The organism is Zhenhengia sp. (genome assembly GCF_046966505.1).
Classification (GTDB): Bacteria; Bacillota; Clostridia; order Lachnospirales; family Cellulosilyticaceae; genus Zhenhengia; species Zhenhengia yiwuensis.
Genome location: NZ_JBKVCH010000002.1, coordinates 260,378 through 279,124, shown reverse-complemented (window position 1 = coordinate 279,124; position 18,747 = coordinate 260,378). Strand labels below are relative to the sequence as shown.

At 35.6% G+C, this 18,747-nt stretch carries 22 protein-coding genes; 17 read left to right on the top strand and 5 right to left on the bottom strand.

Features of this window, described 5'->3' with window-relative positions; genetic code table 11:
• Positions 1–27: 27 nt before the first annotated feature.
• Positions 28–720, bottom strand: a complete 693-nt coding sequence (locus tag ACLTBU_RS03835) for a Crp/Fnr family transcriptional regulator (RefSeq protein ID WP_412217636.1) — start codon at positions 718–720, stop codon at positions 28–30.
• 205 nt (positions 721–925) lie between these two features.
• Between ACLTBU_RS03835 and asrA the strand changes: the two genes are divergently transcribed.
• Genes asrA through asrC form a run of 3 tightly spaced genes read left to right on the top strand, consistent with a single transcriptional unit; the run spans position 926 to position 3,706 of the window.
• The gene (gene asrA, locus ACLTBU_RS03830) at positions 926–1,936 is read left to right on the top strand and encodes an anaerobic sulfite reductase subunit AsrA (protein ID WP_177670455.1); all 1,011 of its coding nucleotides are present in this window, start codon (positions 926–928) and stop codon (positions 1,934–1,936) included.
• Positions 1,936–2,727 (top strand): anaerobic sulfite reductase subunit AsrB, encoded by a 792-nt coding sequence (gene asrB, locus ACLTBU_RS03825; RefSeq protein WP_412217633.1) that lies wholly within the window; start codon positions 1,936–1,938, stop codon positions 2,725–2,727. The genes asrA and asrB overlap by 1 nt, the downstream gene beginning before the upstream one ends.
• A 13-nt stretch (positions 2,728–2,740) precedes the next feature.
• Positions 2,741–3,706 carry a sulfite reductase subunit C gene (gene asrC, locus ACLTBU_RS03820; protein ID WP_412217630.1) on the top strand — a complete coding sequence of 322 codons (966 nt, stop codon included), beginning with the start codon at positions 2,741–2,743 and terminating at the stop codon, positions 3,704–3,706.
• 94 nt (positions 3,707–3,800) lie between these two features.
• On the opposite strand, the gene ACLTBU_RS03815 is transcribed toward asrC, so the two are convergent.
• Both ACLTBU_RS03815 and ACLTBU_RS03810 read right to left on the bottom strand, forming a co-directional pair.
• Entirely contained in the window at positions 3,801–4,739 is a 939-nt protein-coding gene (locus ACLTBU_RS03815; RefSeq protein ID WP_412217628.1) for an S-layer homology domain-containing protein, read from the bottom strand.
• Between the two features lie 149 nt (positions 4,740–4,888).
• The gene (locus ACLTBU_RS03810) at positions 4,889–7,939 is read right to left on the bottom strand and encodes a glycoside hydrolase family 2 TIM barrel-domain containing protein (protein ID WP_412217626.1); all 3,051 of its coding nucleotides are present in this window, start codon (positions 7,937–7,939) and stop codon (positions 4,889–4,891) included.
• A 138-nt stretch (positions 7,940–8,077) separates the two neighbouring features.
• Here ACLTBU_RS03810 and ACLTBU_RS03805 point away from each other — a divergent pair, with 138 nt between their 5' ends.
• The 11 genes from ACLTBU_RS03805 (at position 8,078) to ACLTBU_RS03755 (ending at position 14,483) form a co-directional block, all read left to right on the top strand.
• On the top strand, positions 8,078–8,905 hold the full coding sequence (locus tag ACLTBU_RS03805) for an AraC family transcriptional regulator (RefSeq protein WP_412217623.1): 828 nt from the start codon (positions 8,078–8,080) through the stop codon (positions 8,903–8,905).
• A 46-nt stretch (positions 8,906–8,951) separates the two neighbouring features.
• Complete coding sequence (locus ACLTBU_RS03800) at positions 8,952–9,404, top strand: N-acetyltransferase (protein WP_412217621.1); 453 nt, start codon at positions 8,952–8,954, stop codon at positions 9,402–9,404.
• Positions 9,380–9,712, top strand: coding sequence for a hypothetical protein (locus ACLTBU_RS03795; protein WP_249331855.1), 333 nt, complete (start codon positions 9,380–9,382; stop codon positions 9,710–9,712). Before ACLTBU_RS03800 ends, ACLTBU_RS03795 begins: the two co-directional genes overlap by 25 nt.
• Before the next feature lie 35 nt (positions 9,713–9,747).
• A complete protein-coding gene (locus ACLTBU_RS03790; RefSeq protein ID WP_412217618.1) occupies positions 9,748–10,209 on the top strand; it encodes a methylated-DNA--[protein]-cysteine S-methyltransferase in 462 nt (153 codons plus the stop codon).
• Between the two features lie 122 nt (positions 10,210–10,331).
• Positions 10,332–10,787 (top strand): DUF2975 domain-containing protein, encoded by a 456-nt coding sequence (locus ACLTBU_RS03785; RefSeq protein WP_337530588.1) that lies wholly within the window; start codon positions 10,332–10,334, stop codon positions 10,785–10,787.
• A gap of 14 nt (positions 10,788–10,801) precedes the next feature.
• Entirely contained in the window at positions 10,802–11,014 is a 213-nt protein-coding gene (locus ACLTBU_RS03780) for a helix-turn-helix domain-containing protein (protein ID WP_177670471.1), read from the top strand.
• A 20-nt stretch (positions 11,015–11,034) separates the two neighbouring features.
• Positions 11,035–12,558, top strand: a complete 1,524-nt coding sequence (locus tag ACLTBU_RS03775; RefSeq protein ID WP_412217614.1) for a DUF4153 domain-containing protein — start codon at positions 11,035–11,037, stop codon at positions 12,556–12,558.
• A 17-nt stretch (positions 12,559–12,575) separates the two neighbouring features.
• A complete protein-coding gene (locus ACLTBU_RS03770) occupies positions 12,576–12,902 on the top strand; it encodes a hypothetical protein (protein ID WP_412217611.1) in 327 nt (108 codons plus the stop codon).
• Between the two features lie 263 nt (positions 12,903–13,165).
• The gene (locus ACLTBU_RS03765) at positions 13,166–13,291 is read left to right on the top strand and encodes a hypothetical protein (RefSeq protein WP_412217608.1); all 126 of its coding nucleotides are present in this window, start codon (positions 13,166–13,168) and stop codon (positions 13,289–13,291) included.
• 55 nt (positions 13,292–13,346) lie between these two features.
• Complete coding sequence (locus ACLTBU_RS03760) at positions 13,347–14,201, top strand: hypothetical protein (protein WP_412217606.1); 855 nt, start codon at positions 13,347–13,349, stop codon at positions 14,199–14,201.
• 159 nt (positions 14,202–14,360) lie between these two features.
• Positions 14,361–14,483: a hypothetical protein gene (locus ACLTBU_RS03755; RefSeq protein WP_412217603.1), complete on the top strand. Its 123-nt coding sequence runs from the start codon at positions 14,361–14,363 to the stop codon at positions 14,481–14,483.
• A 236-nt stretch (positions 14,484–14,719) separates the two neighbouring features.
• Here the strand turns inward: ACLTBU_RS03755 and ACLTBU_RS03750 are convergent, their stop codons facing one another.
• Positions 14,720–14,890, bottom strand: a complete 171-nt coding sequence (locus ACLTBU_RS03750) for a hypothetical protein (protein WP_177670477.1) — start codon at positions 14,888–14,890, stop codon at positions 14,720–14,722.
• A gap of 446 nt (positions 14,891–15,336) precedes the next feature.
• Between ACLTBU_RS03750 and ACLTBU_RS03745 the strand changes: the two genes are divergently transcribed.
• From ACLTBU_RS03745 to ACLTBU_RS03735, 3 genes are all read left to right on the top strand, one after another.
• A complete protein-coding gene (locus ACLTBU_RS03745; protein WP_412217600.1) occupies positions 15,337–15,807 on the top strand; it encodes an NUDIX hydrolase in 471 nt (156 codons plus the stop codon).
• A 226-nt stretch (positions 15,808–16,033) separates the two neighbouring features.
• On the top strand, positions 16,034–16,585 hold the full coding sequence (locus ACLTBU_RS03740; RefSeq protein ID WP_249331841.1) for an RNA polymerase sigma factor: 552 nt from the start codon (positions 16,034–16,036) through the stop codon (positions 16,583–16,585).
• Positions 16,578–18,104, top strand: coding sequence for a hypothetical protein (locus tag ACLTBU_RS03735; protein ID WP_412217597.1), 1,527 nt, complete (start codon positions 16,578–16,580; stop codon positions 18,102–18,104). Before ACLTBU_RS03740 ends, ACLTBU_RS03735 begins: the two co-directional genes overlap by 8 nt.
• A 15-nt stretch (positions 18,105–18,119) precedes the next feature.
• On the opposite strand, the gene ACLTBU_RS03730 is transcribed toward ACLTBU_RS03735, so the two are convergent.
• Positions 18,120–18,626 (bottom strand): flavin reductase, encoded by a 507-nt coding sequence (locus tag ACLTBU_RS03730; RefSeq protein ID WP_412217594.1) that lies wholly within the window; start codon positions 18,624–18,626, stop codon positions 18,120–18,122.
• Positions 18,627–18,747 lie beyond the last annotated feature (121 nt).

The window sequence follows — 18,747 nt, the reverse complement described above, 5'->3', positions numbered from 1 at the left end:
TTATAAATAAAATCACCGTGACCAATCTCACGGTGATTTAAAAAATATAGAAAGAGCACTAGGGTCAGGGATAAATATATACTTGTGTTCGTAAATAATAAGCTCTTTTTCAATCAAAATTTTGAGTGCCCTCGACACTGTTTCACGATAAGAACCTAGAAGATCTGCAAGAGAAGTAATCGTGATAGGGAAGTTAATCATGGTGCCCTTTTCATGAGGCACGCCGTAGTCTTGAGCAAGCTTCCAAAGTTTAGCAGCAAGTTTCTTTTCGATCTTAATGATGGATGTAGAATTCTTAAGCTGGCGATATAAACGTCTAATGCGTTTACTAAGATGATTTGTAAAGTTTTGTACAAGTCTAAAATCCTGTTGAAAGAGACGGATAAGGTCTGTACGGTAAAATACAAGGACTTTACAATCTTCATGAATTTTGCAGCTAATAGAAGCAGGGATAGGATCAAAGAGTGTTTCGTTAAGTAGAGTATCTTTGCCTAGTATAAAAATAGTTTTTTGTTGGCCATTAGAATTGGTTTTATAAAGAGAGACAGTTCCTGATAATATAATGTAAAAACAGCAGAGTTCATCTTTTTCTCTAAAAAGGTGTTCACCACTTTTATAAGTTTCAACACGTCCTATATCCATAAGGGCAGCGTAAGTAGAAGACTGTAATCCCTGAAATAAGCTAAGCTTTTGTAAAGTTTCTTGAGTAATAGATGCCATAAATATCCTACCTTCTGTTTAGAATCTCGATATTTTAACATGATTTAAGGTATTTAATCTAGTCCAATTCTTATTATGTGACTACATCATAAAATTTAAGCATAAACGTGATAAACATCACATTTCTTTTTTTCAATCTCTAATATACTGGCAGAAGACATCGTGTTAACGAATTAACGAGAATGAAAAGAATGGAGTGTAAAGAATGGGATATAGAACAAGTACAGCACACTTAGATAGCATTTTAAGAGAGCTTTCAAAAGAATACAGCATCTATGCACCTAAGACCTTTGTAGGAGAAGGCACATATTCAGATACAGACCGTGTACGTTATGGGACTGTAGAATCATTAGGGGAGATCAATTTTGAAGTAAAATCAGAGTTCTCTTATAAAGAGATTTTAACACCTATTTCTGAGACACTCTTTTATTTTACTGAAGATGAAGTAAAGGTAGCAGATGGGCCTAAAAAAGGTGCTATTGTTTTTGTGCGTAGCTGTGACCTTCATGCTGTAAAACGTATGGATGATATCTATCTTAAAAATGGATTTGAAGACTTTTACTATAAAAGAATAAGAGAAAAAACAAAGTTCATCTTAATGGGATGCTCACAGTCTTTTGACAGCTGTTTCTGCGTAGACATGGGAACGAATAAGTCGGATCACTATGATGCTTATATTAAAGTAGATGGGGATAGTGCACTTATAGATGGTGAATTTGAAGCCCTTATTACGCGCCTTGAAGAAGTAGAGGAAGTAACTGTAAAACCTGACTTTGTAACAGAGAATAAAACACGCGTAAACATTCCGGAGAATCTTTCTTTAGACATTATGGATAGTACCATGTGGAATGAATACAATGAACGCTGTATTGCTTGTGGAAGATGTAACTTTGTATGTCCAACTTGTACATGCTTTACCATGCAGGATGTATTTTATGAAGGATCTGACCGTAAACAGGCAGGGGAGCGCCGCAGAGTATGGGCTTCTTGCCAAGTGAACGGCTATACAGATATGGCAGGTGGTCATAGCTTTAGAGGTGATAAAGGTCAGCGTATGCGCTTTAAAGTTCTTCACAAAGTATACGATTACAAAAAACGTTTTGGCTACAACATGTGTGTAGGCTGTGGACGTTGTGATGATATTTGTCCAGAATACATTTCATTTTCTGCTTGTATCAACAAATTATCAGATGGCATGAAGGAGATTGAGGGCTAATGAAAAACGAATATATTCCTTTCTTATCAGAAATTAAAGAAGTTATCCAGCATACAGCTATTGAATATACATTCCGTATGGCATTTGAAGGTGATGTAAAGCCTGGCCAATTTTTTGAAGTTTCTCTTCCTAAGTATGGGGAAGCACCTATCTCTGTAAGTGGTATCGGAGAAGGTACTATTGACCTTACTATTCGTAAAGTCGGGAAAGTAACAGGAGAAATCTTTGAAAAGTATGTTGGGGATAAACTGTTCTTAAGAGGGCCTTATGGAAATGGCTTTGAGCTAGACAACTACAGAGGGCATGAAGTAGTGGTTGTGGCAGGTGGAACAGGTCTTTCACCAGTAAGAGGCATTATAGAGCATTTTGCAAAGCACAAAGAAGAATGTAAAGGACTTACACTTATTACAGGGTTTAAAACGCCAGATGATGTACTCTTTAAAGATGACCTTAAAGCTTGGGCAGAAGCTGCAAAGATTACAGTGACAGTAGACCAGGCACCAGAAGGTTATGAGGGCCCTACAGGTCTTGTAACAAAATATATCCCAGACCTTGAGATTAAGGATATGGAAAATGTACAGGTTGTCGTTGTAGGTCCACCTATTATGATGAAGTTCACAGTAGCTGAATGCTTAAAACGTGGCATTAAAGAAGAGAATATCTGGATTTCTCAGGAACGTAAAATGTGCTGCGGTATTGGTAAATGTGGTCACTGTAAAATTGGCGATACTTACATCTGCTTAGAAGGACCAGTATTTAACTATACACAAGGGAAACTATTAAGAGACTAGGAGGGGTTAAGTGATGGATATCAATACAAAGAAACTGAAAAAGAACGCTTTTAGGGTAACTAAAGTAAGAGGGATCACTGCTTCTCGTGTACGTGTTCCAGGTGGTCTTATTAATGCCGAGTACCTTGGTAAAATCCAAGAGATTGCAGAAAAATACGGTAATGGTCAAGTGCATATTACCATTAGACAGGGTTTTGAGATTCTAGGTATTAAGTTTGAAGATATGGATAAAGTTAATGAAATGCTTCAGCCTATTATTGAAGGTCTTGGTATTAATCAAGAAGTACCAGGTAAAGGGTATACTTCAGCAGGTACACGTAACGTATCAGCATGTATTGGGAATAAAGTGTGTCCATTTGCAAATTATAATACAACAGACTTTGCTAAAAAAATTGAGAAGGCTATTTTCCCAAATGACCTTCACTTTAAAATTGCTTTAACAGGCTGCCAAAATGACTGTATTAAAGCCAGAATGCAAGACTTTGGTATTATTGGTATGACAATGCCTCAGTATGATGCTACAAGATGTGTATCTTGTGGAGCATGTGTAAAAGGGTGCAAAGGCCGTTCTGTAGGCTGCTTATCAGCTAAAAATTACCGTGTAGAACGCCAAGCAGATAAATGCGTAGGCTGTGGTGTATGTATTAATGCCTGCCCAACAGGTGCTTGGACAAGAAGCCAGAAGAAATACTACAGACTTGCCATTATGGGAAGAACAGGTAAGACTAATCCAAGACTTGCTGAAGACTTCATTGTATGGGCAGATGAAGAAAGCATTATTAAAATCATCTTAAATACTTATAAATACGTAACAGAGTATATTGATAGAAATGCACCAGGTGGCAAAGAGCATATCGGTTATATTGTAGACCGTACAGGCTTTATGGAATTCAAGAAATGGGCTTTAGAAGGCGTAGAACTTCCTGAAGAAGCTGTTGTGAAGAATAATGTATATTGGAGCGGGATTCAATATAAATAATAGGAAGTGTAAAAGGCCAGGTGGGATGCTCTTCCGGCTTCTATCTACAGAGCATCCCATCTAGCCTTTATGGGGACACAGACATATTGTTCTTTTATAGATTTTCTAGGGTGGTAATTAAATAGACAGTTACATCCCCTAAGCTAACAGCTTCAAGGGTTACGCGTAAAGGGGGAGTGGATGCAGGAGTGGTTGAAGGTGCCCAGTTAAAGTGAATTTCATAGTTTAAAGGATCTATTTTATTTATGGAAAAGCTTTCAATCTGTGAACTAGAAAGGCCTGTAACCCAATTGGTATTTTCAAAATCCATGCTATATCTTTCTTTTAAGCGCTCGTGAAGTAAGGCGTATTGTAGCATACCATTGCGATTTTTAACAGCATTTGCATAATAAGAAACACATTCATCTGCTGTAAAGGCTGGCGTAAATAATGTATTTTGAATGGAGTTTTTCGTTTCTTGAAGGCAAGTATTGAGCATTTTTTCAAAAGCTGTAGCGGGTATTTTTTCATCGCCTTGCGTGGATGCATCAAAAAAACCAGCATTTTTAGCTGAGTTAATAAAATCATTTGGGTAGATTAAAGTTGAATGCACTTTAGGCAGGTAAAAAGCAGATGTGAGTATGGCATAGGCCTCATTGTATGTCAGTGCTTCTTGAGGATGGAATGTGCCATCTGGAAAGCCTTTAACAATGCCCATGGCTTTGGCAAGAGAAATAGCGTTTTCAGGTTCCTTAATATCAGAAAAACCTGGTTCACTTACATTTTGATATAAGGTGCATAAAACGGGATAACCCTCAATTTTTAAAGTATAGTCAGGTACAAAATGTGTAGAGCCTGATGCATGAATGCAATAATAGTCATCGATAGTGAAAGTTTTTTCGTTGTTATAAGCACCATTATACAGTGCTTGAATGACTTTTAAGGTTGCATCAGAGCGTGTGATTCCCGTGGTAGAATCGGCTGCAAAAGAGGTAACGGCAAAAGATAAGAATAAAGTGGCTGTAAAAAGAGTCATGATAAGTTTTTTCATCATAAGGAATCTCCTAAATAAAATATAAATTATTTTTGACAAATAAAAAATTAACATAGCCTTAAATGCAAAAGTATTTATAAAGGCAATTTATAAAGAGTAACAGGAAAAAGTAGTAGCATCTCTATATAAAAGATGCTACTACTTTTTATTTATAGACTTGGTTTAAAACGGCGTTCTAGATCTGCTGGGATGCTTTCAGTCCAGATTGGCTTCATAGAGAAGGCAAAGTGGATCTCTTTTTCGTTAAAGGCATATTTTTCAGCCAGTCTAGGACCGCAGCTATTAGAGCCGATGCCTGTTTGGCGGTAGTCGATATGGACGATGGTTTCTTTGCGAGGTTTAAGAAGGTGTGCCATAGGTGTATCAGAAAGGTCATGCGCTGTATAGTGAAGTGCACTAAAGTTAAACTCTGAATCCCCTTTGAAGATAAGGCCAACACCTCTTTGATTTTGAATAAGTGCCCATTTGACATGTGTATGGTTACCACATTCTTGTGGTTTAATATAAGGTTCATAAAGGTCATTTACTGTTGTATGGAACAGTCCCATATGAGCACTTCTACATAAGTCTATATAGTTTTCATTTGGTCCCATGCCAAAGTAGGTAACTTGTTCATTACCTTGTGGCATATGAAGTTCTAATCCAAAGCGTGGAAGAACATCAAGGTTGTCGCGAACCTGGGCATCCATAGCCACTTCGATTTCACCATTTGCCCAAACGGTATAAGTTGTAACGCCTTCAAGAAGTGGGCGTACAGATGGGCCACCTAGAGCGTAGCGTACTTCAAGTTTTACAAAGTGAGGAGTTTTTTCACGAATGCCAGCTTGGTAGACATGAGCAGTACTGCAATGCATCATTTGCCCGCGCCATGTGTGGTAAATATTACGGTCGTTATCCGTAGGTGCACGCCAAACACTTACCTGTGGGCAAGCTGCTAAAAGCTCTACGCCATTTGAAGTTAGGCTTTCAAAGGAGCCAGTGAAGGTATTGAAACTATATTTAAAGTCTTCTCCTATAAGTGTAATATGCTGAGTGGTTTGTACGCATTCGAGTGTGCTTACTACAGGAATAGAAATTTTAGATGCTACTGCCAGTTCAAACTGAGCAAAAGCGACTTCATAACCACGACTAGCCCAAGGAGTAGATGTTTTTTGAACGAAGGAGAGATTTAGGTAGTAATCCCCATCCTTTGTGTGTGTATGTGTATAACCAAGGGTTATATCTTCTGTATTATGTGGATAAATGGCAAGATCCTGTACAATACCTGACTCTATTTCTATACCATCTTTAGTCACAGTCCATTCTAATGCGAGATGGCTAAGGTCTAAGAAGTCATAACGGTTTGTAAGTGTAAGGGTACCAGTAGATAAGTCTTTGGCTTCTACTTGTACAGGTTGGATAACGTGTTTATAGTCTTTAAGACCTGTATGTGGAACGCGGTCAGGGCTTACTAAACCATCTACGCAGAAATTGCCATCGTGAGGGAACTCCCCAAAGTACCCGCCATAGACGAAGAAGTCTTTGCCATTTTCATCAGTTTGACGTACAGAGTGGTCGCACCATTCCCATACACAGCCACCGATAAGACGAGGGTATTTATAGAATAAATCCCAGTAATCTTTTAAGTCTCCAGGACCTACACCCATAGCATGACTGTATTCACATTGGAAGAATGGTCTCATATCTTCTGTTTCTTGTCCTTGTTTTTCACACTCTTCAGGAGAGGCATACATATGGCTCACTACATCTACACAAGGATGTGGCTTGCCGTCTACTAAGCCGTTAGCAGCAGTTCCTTCATAGTGAATAAGACGGCTGTCATCGCGCCATTTTGCCCAAGTCGCCATAGCTACATGATTTTCACCCATAAAGGATTCATTTCCAAGTGACCACATGATGACACATGGATGATTTTTATCGCGTTCTACCATACGTATCATACGATCTACATAGGCATCTTTCCAAGCGGGGTCATTGGTTAAAATATTGCAGTCAGAAGCGGCATAAGTACCATGTGTTTCAAGGTCTGCTTCATCGACTACATAGAACCCATATTCATTACAAAGTCTTAAAAATTCAGGTGTATTAGGGTAGTGAGAAGTTCTGATTGTATTGACATTATGACGTTTCATAATCATAAGGTCTTCTACCATATGGTTTACTGGTGTGTAGTGCCCTAGGTCTGGGTGAGAGTCATGACGATTGACACCTTTAAGTTTTACAGGTGTACCATTAATTAAGAGTGCACCGTTAGAAGCGACTTCTAATTTCCTAAAGCCAATTTGGATTGGAATATATTCATCCTGATGGTGAAGGACTAAGGTATAAAGCACTGGTGTTTCAGCAGTCCATTTCCTAACATTTGGAACTTCAAAGGTAAAGTCCGTACAAGAAACAGTTTTGGTCATAAGAAGTTGACCTTTTGCATCAAATAAAGACGCTTCAAATTCAGATGGATCCTCTCCGGTAAAATCCACATTTACTTTTAGTATACCGTTTGTATAGGTTTCATCTAATGTAGGTCTTGCACAAATATCACGAATAGCATGAGGCGTTCTAGCAAGAAGGTAAACATCTCTAAAGATACCGGATAAACGGTAGAAGTCTTGGTCTTCAAGATAGCTACCATCACACCATTTGAGTACTTTAACAGCAAGTTTATTCGTACCTTTTACAAGGGCATGGCTTAAATCAAACTCTGCAGGAATGTGTGTCCCTTGGCTATAGCCTATATATGTACCATTTAACCAAATATAGAAGCAGGCATTTACCCCTTCAAAGTTAATGGATACTTCTTTATTAGCCCAGTTTTCAGGGAGTGTAAACTCTTTAATATAAAGGCCTGCAGGGTTTTCATTAGGAACATAAGGTGGATTAACAGGGAAAGGATAATTGACATTCGTATAATGTGGTTTATCATAGCCATGCATTTGCCAGTTAGAAGGAACAGGGATAGATGTCCAAGTAGAGCTATCAAAATCTAAAGTGTGGAAGTTATCTGGTGCATCACTATACTTATCATAGTAACTAAACTGCCAAGTTCCATTAAGGAGTTTGTAGTAAGGGGACATGCCTTTGTGATGCATAAGCGCAGTCTTGGTTGTTGCAAAAGGAATGTAATAAGCACGAGCGGGTTTACGATTTACTTGTACAATAGCTGGGTTTTGCCATTCTGGCTGAGTAGTAGATTGAGGGTACATAGTCGACTCCTTTTTATACAAAATAATAATTTGAGATATAAGAATATTAATCTATAATTGCATTATAGGTAGTGTTAAAATATAAGTAAATCTAAAGATATTGCAAAGGATATAAAAATATTGAACGGAGGAGTGGGTATGGAGAAGCAAGTGTTATTTCCCATGCTAACTAAAGATGTAGAGAGCCTTCCTTGCTTTGTAACAGGGATAGGTATGTATTATGAGGAGAATGGTGTAGAGAGGGAAAAGGGGTATTCTGACTATCAATGGACGTATTGTTTAGAGGGCGAGGGAATACTTAAAATTAATGGGGAGGTCTATACCATTAAACCAGGTATGGCTTTTTTCTTTAGAAAAGATATCCCTCATGTTTATGAGCCTACGATCAAAACTTGGAAAACAGCATGGATTACTTTTAATGGAATGCAGATAGAAAGTATTTTAGATTATATGGGGATAGGGAATGCATTGGTTCTAAATATTGAGTGGATGACAGAAATGAGACAAAGGATAAAAGAAATTTTTTATACCCTTAATGTGCCACTAGATAGACATGAGAGGAACATTATAGGTTCAGGGCAACTTTATAATTTCCTTATTTTTATGGATCAGAATAGAAAAGCTTGTCAAAATGAGAATCAAATTTATGAAAGACTGAGACCTGTTATCCGCTATATGGATACCTATTATGCTCAAGAGATTACGTTAGAAGATTTAGCAAATCAAATTGGGGTGACGAAATACTATTTATGCAGACTTTTTAAAGAGGCGTATGAGCATAAACCCATTGATTATCTCAATAAGATTAGAATTAAAAAAGCTAAAGAATATCTAGTTATGCAGGAGCAGGTGAAAATCAAAGAAATCGGAGAGGCTGTAGGTTTTAAGGATTCAAGCTACTTTTGCTCTAAGTTTAAAGAGTATGAAGGCTGCTCACCGCTAGAGTTTAAGCGTAAATACATTTAGAGAAAATAGAATAAGAATTTTATAAGATTTATAAGGAGTAACTCAAATGATCAAATATCGTATTTATGAAATGCAAGATGTACAGATTGAAGAAGTCATGAATATTTGGCTTACATCAACACTACAAGGGCATCCCTTTATCGCTAGGGATTATTGGGAAGCAAACTACAAGGTTGTAAAAGAGCAGTATTTACCTCTAGCTAAAACTTTTGTCTATGAAGAAGGTAAACAGATACAAGGGTTTATTAGTATTATAGAGGGGAGCTTTATTGGAGCACTATTTGTAGATACACGTTCACAAGGAAAGGGTGTAGGCAAAGCTTTAATAGACTACTGCAAAGCACAGTATGAAGTGTTAGAACTCGCTGTTTATGTAGAGAATCAAAGGGCTGTAGATTTTTATAAAAAACAAGGTTTTCATGTAATAGCGGAGCAGGAAAATGAAGATTCCAAAGCAAGGGAGTATGGGATGAGATGGGAGAAAGTATTGTCAGTTTAATAGTTTGTCTAATATGTGCCGTTACTTTTTTAGGTATAGGTCTATATGCTTTAAAAGCAAAAACACCTATACACTTTTGGTCAGGTACAGTTGTAAAAAGTGAAGAAATTACAGATATTAAAGCTTATAACAAAGCCAATGCAATCATGTGGCTCGTATATGGAAGCCTTTATATTGTAGCTGGCATATTAGGATTTTGGAGTATAACTTTAGCAAGTATTTTAATGGGGTTAAGTGCTTTACCTGGGCTGATTCTTTTAATACTTGTGTATAGAAGAATTGAGAAAAAGTATCGCATTAAAGGTTAGTTTAGGGTAAAGAGTATAGAAATGAGGAAGTTAATATGAAAAACATCTATTACTATGATACAGCCATAGGGAAGATTGGTGTTGCTGAAGAAGAGGGATGGATTACCAATGTCATCCTAGAGGCAGAGAACTTTCAGGAAGAATGTATACAAGAAGAGACGGAGCTTCTACAAAAAGCAGCAGAAGAGCTGAGAGAGTATGTAGAAGGGCGTAGAAAGATTTTTGATTTACCCTTAAGGCCACAAGGAACACCTTTTAGACAGCGCGTATGGGAAGCACTTTGTACCATTCCTTATGGTGAGACGAGAAGCTATAAGGACATTGCCCATGCTGTAGGTAATGAAAAAGCATGCAGAGCAGTAGGTGGCGCTAATAATAAAAATCCTATTCCTATTTTTATACCTTGCCATAGAGTGATTGGAGCAGATGGCAAGCTTGTAGGATATGGTGGTGGCCTTGAAATGAAAATCAAATTATTAGAATTAGAAAAGAGATAAACTGTAAAAGCGTTTATCTTTTTTTATGTGGTTCTGTATAATCAATAAAAATATATCGCTTTTCGATAAAAAAATATTGAAATTAGAATGTGACCGTTATATAATCACCTTGAGGTGATAAAATGGAAAAGAATTTATTAAGCAAATTTTTGTATGGGTTATGTTTAGCAGGATTAATTGTATTAACAGGTGTGATGATTGGGTTACCTTGGATTGTACCAGCGGTATTAAAGCGTACGACTTTCTATGGCGTGCAGCATTATAAATCTTTTATGATCTTGCTCTATGGGTCAGGTATACCAGCTTGGATGGTTTTATGGTACACAAAGGGATTAGCAAGAAATATTATGGTACGTGAACCTTTTTCGATAAGCAGTCAAAAGCATTTAAAAGGGATTAGTGTATGCGCAGCTATTATTTTCGTAGCGTATGTAGTGGCAGCCATTGTCATTGGACCAAGCCTCAGTATACTGATTATTGCTATAGGAGCCTTTATGGTTACACTTATTGGTGCGATTTTATATAAACTTGTACAGATTGCCATTGAAATTCAAGAAGAGAATGAACTTACAATATAGAAGAGGTGATTGAAATGGCTATTATCGTTAATTTAGATGTGATGTTAGCAAAGCGAAAAATGAGTATGAATGAACTGTCAGAACGTGTAGGGATTACCCTTGCTAACTTATCCATATTGAAGAATAACAAAGGCAAAGCAGTAAGATTTTCTACGCTTGATGCCATTTGTAAAGTATTAGACTGTCAACCAGGGGACTTACTTGAGTATAGACCTGATGAAGAGTAGATAGAAAGGGGAAAGGATTTATGGGATATAAAGATGAGAGAATGAGGATGGGGATTACCATTATCCTCACCTGTTTAATGGTAGAGCTTTTAGTATTTGGAGGATTTGGGATAGCTGTACCTATTGTAGTTGCAGCTTTTTATATAGGGGTTATCTTTCTGTATAAATCCAAAGGGCCAGTGAGCCTTATTTTTAAAGATAAACTTTTTATTCCTATAATCTTATTGGCACTAAGCTTTAGTATCTTTTCAAATGAACTATTGAAATTCTTCAACTGTGTGTTCTTAGCAGCTCTTATGGTATTACAACTTGGGGGACTTTTTGAACGTAATACTTATGAACGTTACTCTGTAAAATGGTTTTGGCATGCGGGTATGCTCGCTCTAACGATGCCTTTCCAAAACTGGGGGATAGGGCTTAAGTCTATAAAGCAAGATGAGGAACTTGTCAGTTCTAAGAAAATGCAGCTGGTAGGTAAAATTGGGATAGGATGTCTTATTGGGATACCTATTCTTCTTATAGCTGGGAATCTCTTAATTGGCGCAGATGCAGCCTTTGAAGGCATGATAGATTTAATCATACGAAATCTATACATAGATGTAGAGGTTGAAGATATTGTTGTACGTATCGTAAGTTTCACCATAATCTTCTTCCCACTAATGGGTTTCTTATATGGGCTGACACATGAGAAGAAAGAGGAAAGTAGGGGATGTGGATTAGACAAGAGAGAGGCATGGAGTTTGGATGGAGAGATAGACAACGAGGTGCCAGCTACACAGTATGAAAGAGGGTTAGATTTTACTATTGTGATGACAGTTAGTACCTTGCTGGGGATGCTCTACTTATTATACTGCTTCGCGCAGCTTAGTTACTTTGTATCAGCTTTTCAAAGTATTTTGCCAGAGAGCTATACTTATGCAGAATATGCTAGACGAGGTTTCTTTGAAATGCTTCCTATAGCTTGTCTTAATTTGGGTGTTATTGCGGGGATCAATATCTTTACAAAGGGTAGGGGTGAAGCCAAGAAAAGGAAGTGGATGAAAGGTTATACCTTTTTCTTTATAGGTTTTACTTTATTTATTATTGTAACTGCGCTATCTAAAATGGCTATGTATATGAATAACTACGGACTTACTTTAAAACGTATTTATGTAACTTGGTTCCTTGTTCTATGTATCTTAGTATTAGGACTTATTACGCTTAAAATATGTAGAGAAAAGGTTAGACTTTGTAAATCTTTATTTATTATCTTTACAGTTATGTATTTAGGGCTTAATTATATGAATCCAGACTATCAGGTAGCACGTCATAATGCAGATTTATACCTAGAAAAAGGGGAAGATACAGTAGATGATTTCTACGGCCTAAGTTTATCTGCAGTAGGACCACTCTTAGATATGAAAATAGTAGAAAATGATGACTATGAATATTGTGTACGTAACTATGAAGAGTGTGTGAATTTTGTATCTAAGTGGCAACAGTGGAATCTTTCCTATGCTCATGCAGCGCAGCTATTTAGAGAAGGGAATCATACGAATCAATGAGTAATGAGGAGGAAATGATGATAGAGGCGTATTGGTTAAATATAGGGAGTTTAATACTTGGATTAATCGCATGGGGAATGCCTATTATAGATATGATGCAATATAAGAATAGAAATTTTAAAAGAACAGGTACATTTTCAATAGTTAGTTTAAGTGCATGTGCTGCTTCATTATGCATGCAAATTTTTTATACAGATCATTTAGTTAAGATAGAAGATTGGACAGCACTTATGGATATATCTTATGCAGTAGCAAGAGTTTCTTTAATCCTTCTTATAATTACACTTATACTAAATGGAATTTCATTAGCCTTAGGGTATGGGAAAAATAAAAGAAATGGATAGTAAGTTATCTAGGATTTTAAAATAAAAAAGCGGGTGCTTTATGTGAGCACTCGCTTTTCATTTTAAGATGTATTTGTACTTTGGGGACCTTTAAATGCTTAGCCTTGGGATTGGTTTTATTTGTTTAGGTGAAATTGTTTATATAAATATTATAACACAAAATATTTGAAAAATATAGATTAGTAATTCAAGGATTTACTTGTTATACTAGGTTTACTCACCAAAAAATAAGAGAGTATACTTCCTGAGGGAGGGATTTTAGTATGGTTGTTAGTGAATTATTAGAAGCATTATATTTTAGACAGATTAATGAGCTTACTAAGAAGTACAAAGAATTTACACCAGAATGTGGGCATGAAAGGGTTTTATTCTCTTTTATAAAAGAGTAAAGGGGGTATGTCAATAAATAAGAGTAGTAAAGAATGAAATAGGGGGAGAAAATTCATGATAAGCGGTAGACTAAAAGACGATTTTTTTAGATTTCAAAAGGCAAATCATAAAGAAGAAATAGTCCACTTGCTTCAAGAAGCCCTTAATACAGAGGATTTTACTAACCAAGAGCGTTGTTGGGCCCTATGGAATATTTCTGATAATCTAGCTATGTTACGGAAGTCACAAGAGCAACTTATAAATCATAAGTTATTTGAAAAGCAATTACTTCAAATGGATAAACAATATCTGCACTGGATTGTATCAGATGGAACACAAAAAATGACTTTATTAATAGGTGGATTTGAATCCTATTGGAATAAATTATATGAGTATGCTTGTAAAAATTCCCCTAAAACACAAGAAAATGTTGTTATTCGATTTGAATCTCATAGAGCAAATGTGGCAATCCCTTGTCTGATTGATTTTAAGTTTGATAAAGAACATTCACTTTATGCACTTGAAAACCTGAGAGAATCAGTAGTAGAGCTTAAAAATACTTCTACGGCTACATTTTATGAGTTAACTTATTTTACGCAGCTCATTGCTACCTATGGGTTAATGAACAAAGATTATAAGCAGTTTTTAGATGAATCACAAAATTGCTTTGAAGATATATTAACTTATTTGAAGTATCCTAATGAAAAGGAGCAAATGCACTTAATTGGTACGTGGGAAGCATTAAATGCGCATCGTACACCCTATAGCCAAGCTACTTGTGGAATAAACAACTATATTATTACGCTTATAAATGCTAAAGAATATAAACTAGCATTATATTGTTATGAAAAAATTGAGCCATTTAATTTAAACTATAGCAGATATTTTTATAGCAGAATCAATCTTGCAAAACAAGAAGTTAGTTTTTAATCTAGCCAATAGATAAAAAGATTTATATTAGACATAGGGGGGAGGTAAAATGGAATATTTATTCCTAATGTATATGATGAAATATTAAAATATGAACAAGCAGGGCTAGTTGAAATTAGAAGATATGATTCTTTATCTGTGGAGGAGAAAAATCGATTTATGGATATGATGATTAGCTATATAATTGACAAAAAGTTAATATTAGCCCCCAATAGTGAAGAGGCAAAATTTATTTCAGAACACTTTGTTGAAGCATGGAACAAAACAATACTCACAAAGTAAAGTTTCGTAAGTTTCACTTCTATGTAATTAGTATGATGAATCGAAAGTAGGTATCAAAGAAATTTAAAATTAGTAGAAAAAAATAAAGGGGGTTTATTTTTAAGAAAATATTGTTATAATATAAGTATATAAAGAAATGCTCAGTAGCTGCCAACTACTAAGCATTCCTAAGATGAGACGTTTGTTTTATTTTAGGGCTATTGGATTATGAAAATAATATATTTACAAAAAAGACACTACTTCTTGCTGGATGGAGTGTCTTTTTCATTTTTAGTCTCAAAACTTAATTTAAAACCTTTTAGGCTACCTTCAAGATTAAATTTAATAACATAAATACCTTTAAGGACATAAACAATAGTAATAGTTAAAATAGCTAATACTATGATGATCATTAGTATCATATCCAATACCACCCCCTTTGTGCTATGATGAATGAATCAACAATAGCCCAAGGAGGAGAAAACGTTCAAAACCTCCACAGCCATCCCTCTGTGGTTTAGTTATATTTGCTAGGCTATTATAGCATAACAATAAAAGTATTAATAGGAGAAGATAATTAATTTTAATAGCTTAAACTACTTAATGAAAAGGAATGGAAGTTAGGCTGGGAGGGAAATGAAATCAATCAAACAGTAGATAGAATGATGAATAGGATTGTAGATTCTATAAAGAGATAAATTCTAGTTTAGATAGCTGGGGATAGACGCAACCTTTAAACTGAGTAAAGTAGCACTTGAGGAAGAGCTTACAGTTTTATCTGTTATTTTGCTATAAATACTTATTTGATTGTATAAATATGATAAGTTTAATGTAAAAATAAATACGTATTTTATAAGATAAGAGGAAAAATGAGATGAATAGAGACAGGCATTTTACAGTATCCGTTTATGTAGTAAATAATAATAGTGTTCTGCTACATAAACATAAAAAGGCCCAAATATTGTTGCCGGTTGGAGGGCATATAGACCTAAATGAATTACCAGAAGAAGCTGCAGTAAGGGAAGTTTTTGAAGAGGCAGGAGTTGAAGTAGAATTATATAACATAGATAGTTTAAAAGGGCAAAATGTAAATACGGAAAGAGAAAAGATGCTCATAAATCCTGTGCATATGGTATGGGCAGAAGTAGGGGAAAAGCATGAACATATTGACTTTGTCTTTTATGCAAGAAGTATTTCAGAAAGGTTAAAGCCACGAGAGAATGAATCCCGTGATTTGAAGTGGTACTCAGAAAGTGAACTAGATAGTATTAAAGATGAACTTTTAAAAGATGTTTATCTAATGGCAAAAGAGGCAATTCATACATATAAGGCAAATGAAATATAAGTTATGAATATATGCGATTAAGAAAAATGAAATAGTTTTTACACACGAGCTATGTTCTATAGAAGTATTGTAAAATGATTATGTGCTTATAACTGTAAAGTTTATGAGCACTTTTTTATTTTATTTAGGGTATGGTTAATATTGGTTATACTAAAAATAAGAAAATGGGAAAATATTAGTCTTTTGATGTGTCTATATAAGTGAATACCCTAATAAGGAGGATAGTATGGACGAGAAACAAATACTAGAGGGGATAAGGGCTAGCCAAGTAGAGAGCTATGAAAATCTTATTGATGTATATAGTAGCTACATAGCACGTGTTACCTTTAAAGTTTCCTCTAATAGGCTGACTAAAGAAGACATGGAAGAGGTTTGTGCGGATGTGTTTGTGAAACTCTGGGAAAACAGGCACAAGCTTACTATAAAAGAAGGTTCTTTAAAGGCGTACTTAGGAGCCATGACGAGAAATCATGTACTCAATAAAATAAGAGCTAAAGGTCATTATGAGCTGCTTCCACTTGAAGAGGATCTTATAGAGTATGCTACACCTGAAAGTGATCTTATGGCAAAGGAAAGTGACGACTTGATTAATGAGTTAGTAAGTGCACTGCCAGAGCCAGATAGAGAGATTTTTATTAGACGTTACTTCTATATGGAGAAGTTATCAGAAATCGCTAAACATATAGGGATTAATCCTGCTACAGTTGGGACTAAGCTTTTTAGAGGTAAGAAAAAGCTGGAGCAGCTTTTAAAGGAGAGAGGTGAGTGTTATGAGTAAGAAAATATCTGAGATGATGGATAATTTAGATATAAAGTACCTAGAAAGCTATGATGAGGAAGCACTTTATGGAGGTAATGAAGAGCGTGAAGCGTTGTTAGATACAGATAAGAAACTAAATGAGATGCCGTCTTTAGATGTCATTAAAAGAAGAGCCTTAGAAGGTATTAAAGGAACTTCTTTAGAGAGCCATAGAGAGGCAAAAAAAGAAAAGAAGTCTCGGTTAAAAGGGAGGAAGCGCATCCTTTTACCTTTAGTGGCAGTTTTTACAGCACTTGGCATGAGTGTAGTAGCAGTAAGTAATAGCCCTGTTCTTAGTAGTCTTATAGGGGATCAATTTGCTATGATTCACAAAGAAGCTCAAGTGGTGGGGCAAAGTGTGAACCATCAAGGCATTATTTTTACAGTAGAGGAGGCCGTTATTGATAGTTCATCTGGTTTTATCGCACTCAGTATGACAAAAGAGAATGGGGAGCCTTTTGAGGAGAATACTTTAGTAGAAAATATTCGTATTCAACCAGCAAAGCATACAAGTATGGGGTATGCATATGAACCTATCCTCTCAGAAGATAAAAAGAAGCTTTATTACCTTATTGACATTAGCATGAATAAAAATTTATACGGGCAGGAAATTACTATTGTAGCAGAAAATATAGGACATTTTGAAAGTGAAGAAATACCTTTAAAAGTAGATTTACAAGAAGCCTATCATAAGATGCAAGAGCTTGATTATAATTACTATGAGGATATGGACTATGAGAAAGACCAAACCTTAAATATACCGTTAACGGATAAACTTGAAGGGTTTATGTTAGATCAGATGATTCTAGATCATAAAGGCACTTTAAGACTTTATACGAGCTACCCAGATCCTTATGAGGAAAATCATTTAGATACACGCTTTAAACTTATGAATTCTAAGCTAGACTTAGAAGTTTACTATCAAGAAGGAACGAATAGGTGGGATGAAGATACTCAAAGGCGAAGGATAAAAGATGTCTTTGGATCCATAACAGAAGAGGATTTAAAAGACTTAAAGCTACAATTAGCCTATGAAAATTATACACCTATAGTAAGAGATGAGTGGTCACTCACCTTCAAACTCAGTAAGAACTCTAATGTGAAAAAAGCAAGACCCAATAGAGTGGTAGAATCAGAACAAGGGGCTAAGATAAAAGTGAAAAATGTGGAAGTATCGAGTCTAGGTGTAAGGGTAGATGGCTATCAGCTAGAAGGCTCAGTAGGTGTATTTGATTTAAGTCTTAAAATGAAAGATGGACAAATCCTTAAACTTTCCACTTCTGGGTTAAGCACAAGCGCAAACTATTTCTTTACCGAGCATCTTAAACTTGCTTTAACAGAAGAAGCAAATCAGCCTCATACTCCTACTTCTCATTCAGATCATGATCCGTATACAGAGAGCATAAGTCATATAATGGGTTTAAGTGCAAATGATTTTATAGACTTAAATGAAGTGCAAAGTCTTATTATTGAAAATACAGAAATCCCCCTCCATTAGAAGGGGGATTTGTTATTATTTCACCAACACTTTCTCAATTTCCACAATATACATTTCATGATAATCCTTATTAGGATACCATTTTTCATCAATGCTACTTTCTATAAAACCTTCTGGATTAAGAGATTGTTTATAGAGTTTTTTACATATCATAACAAGGTTAGCTTCTTCAAAGTAAGGTGTTTCATGACTATGTGCTACTGTTAGGCCAGCTTTTTCGATCTTGTCTTCATCTCGACCAGATACTTTACCAAGGTAGCCAAGTTGTTTTTTGAATTCAGGTGCGAAGAAAGTAAGAGAGAATGTATCACTACCATCTATAAATTCTTTTGTATAGCGTTGTGGTCTAATCACTACATAAGCTACATTTTTCCCCCACATTACACCTAGGCCACCCCAAGAAGCAGTCATAGTATTGACAATGCCATCTTTTTCAGCTGTTACAAGCATCCATTCTTTGCCTATAAGTTGGAAGGGACTTTTTTCAAGGCTTTCAGGTGTAATTTCTATAAATGTATTCATTTCATCATCTCCTTTTAATATACATAATATTATGTTATAAATAATTATAAAAATAAAGCATTATATTATAATATTTTAATGATTAATAATTAATGACAGTCCATAAAAATTAGGAGATGAA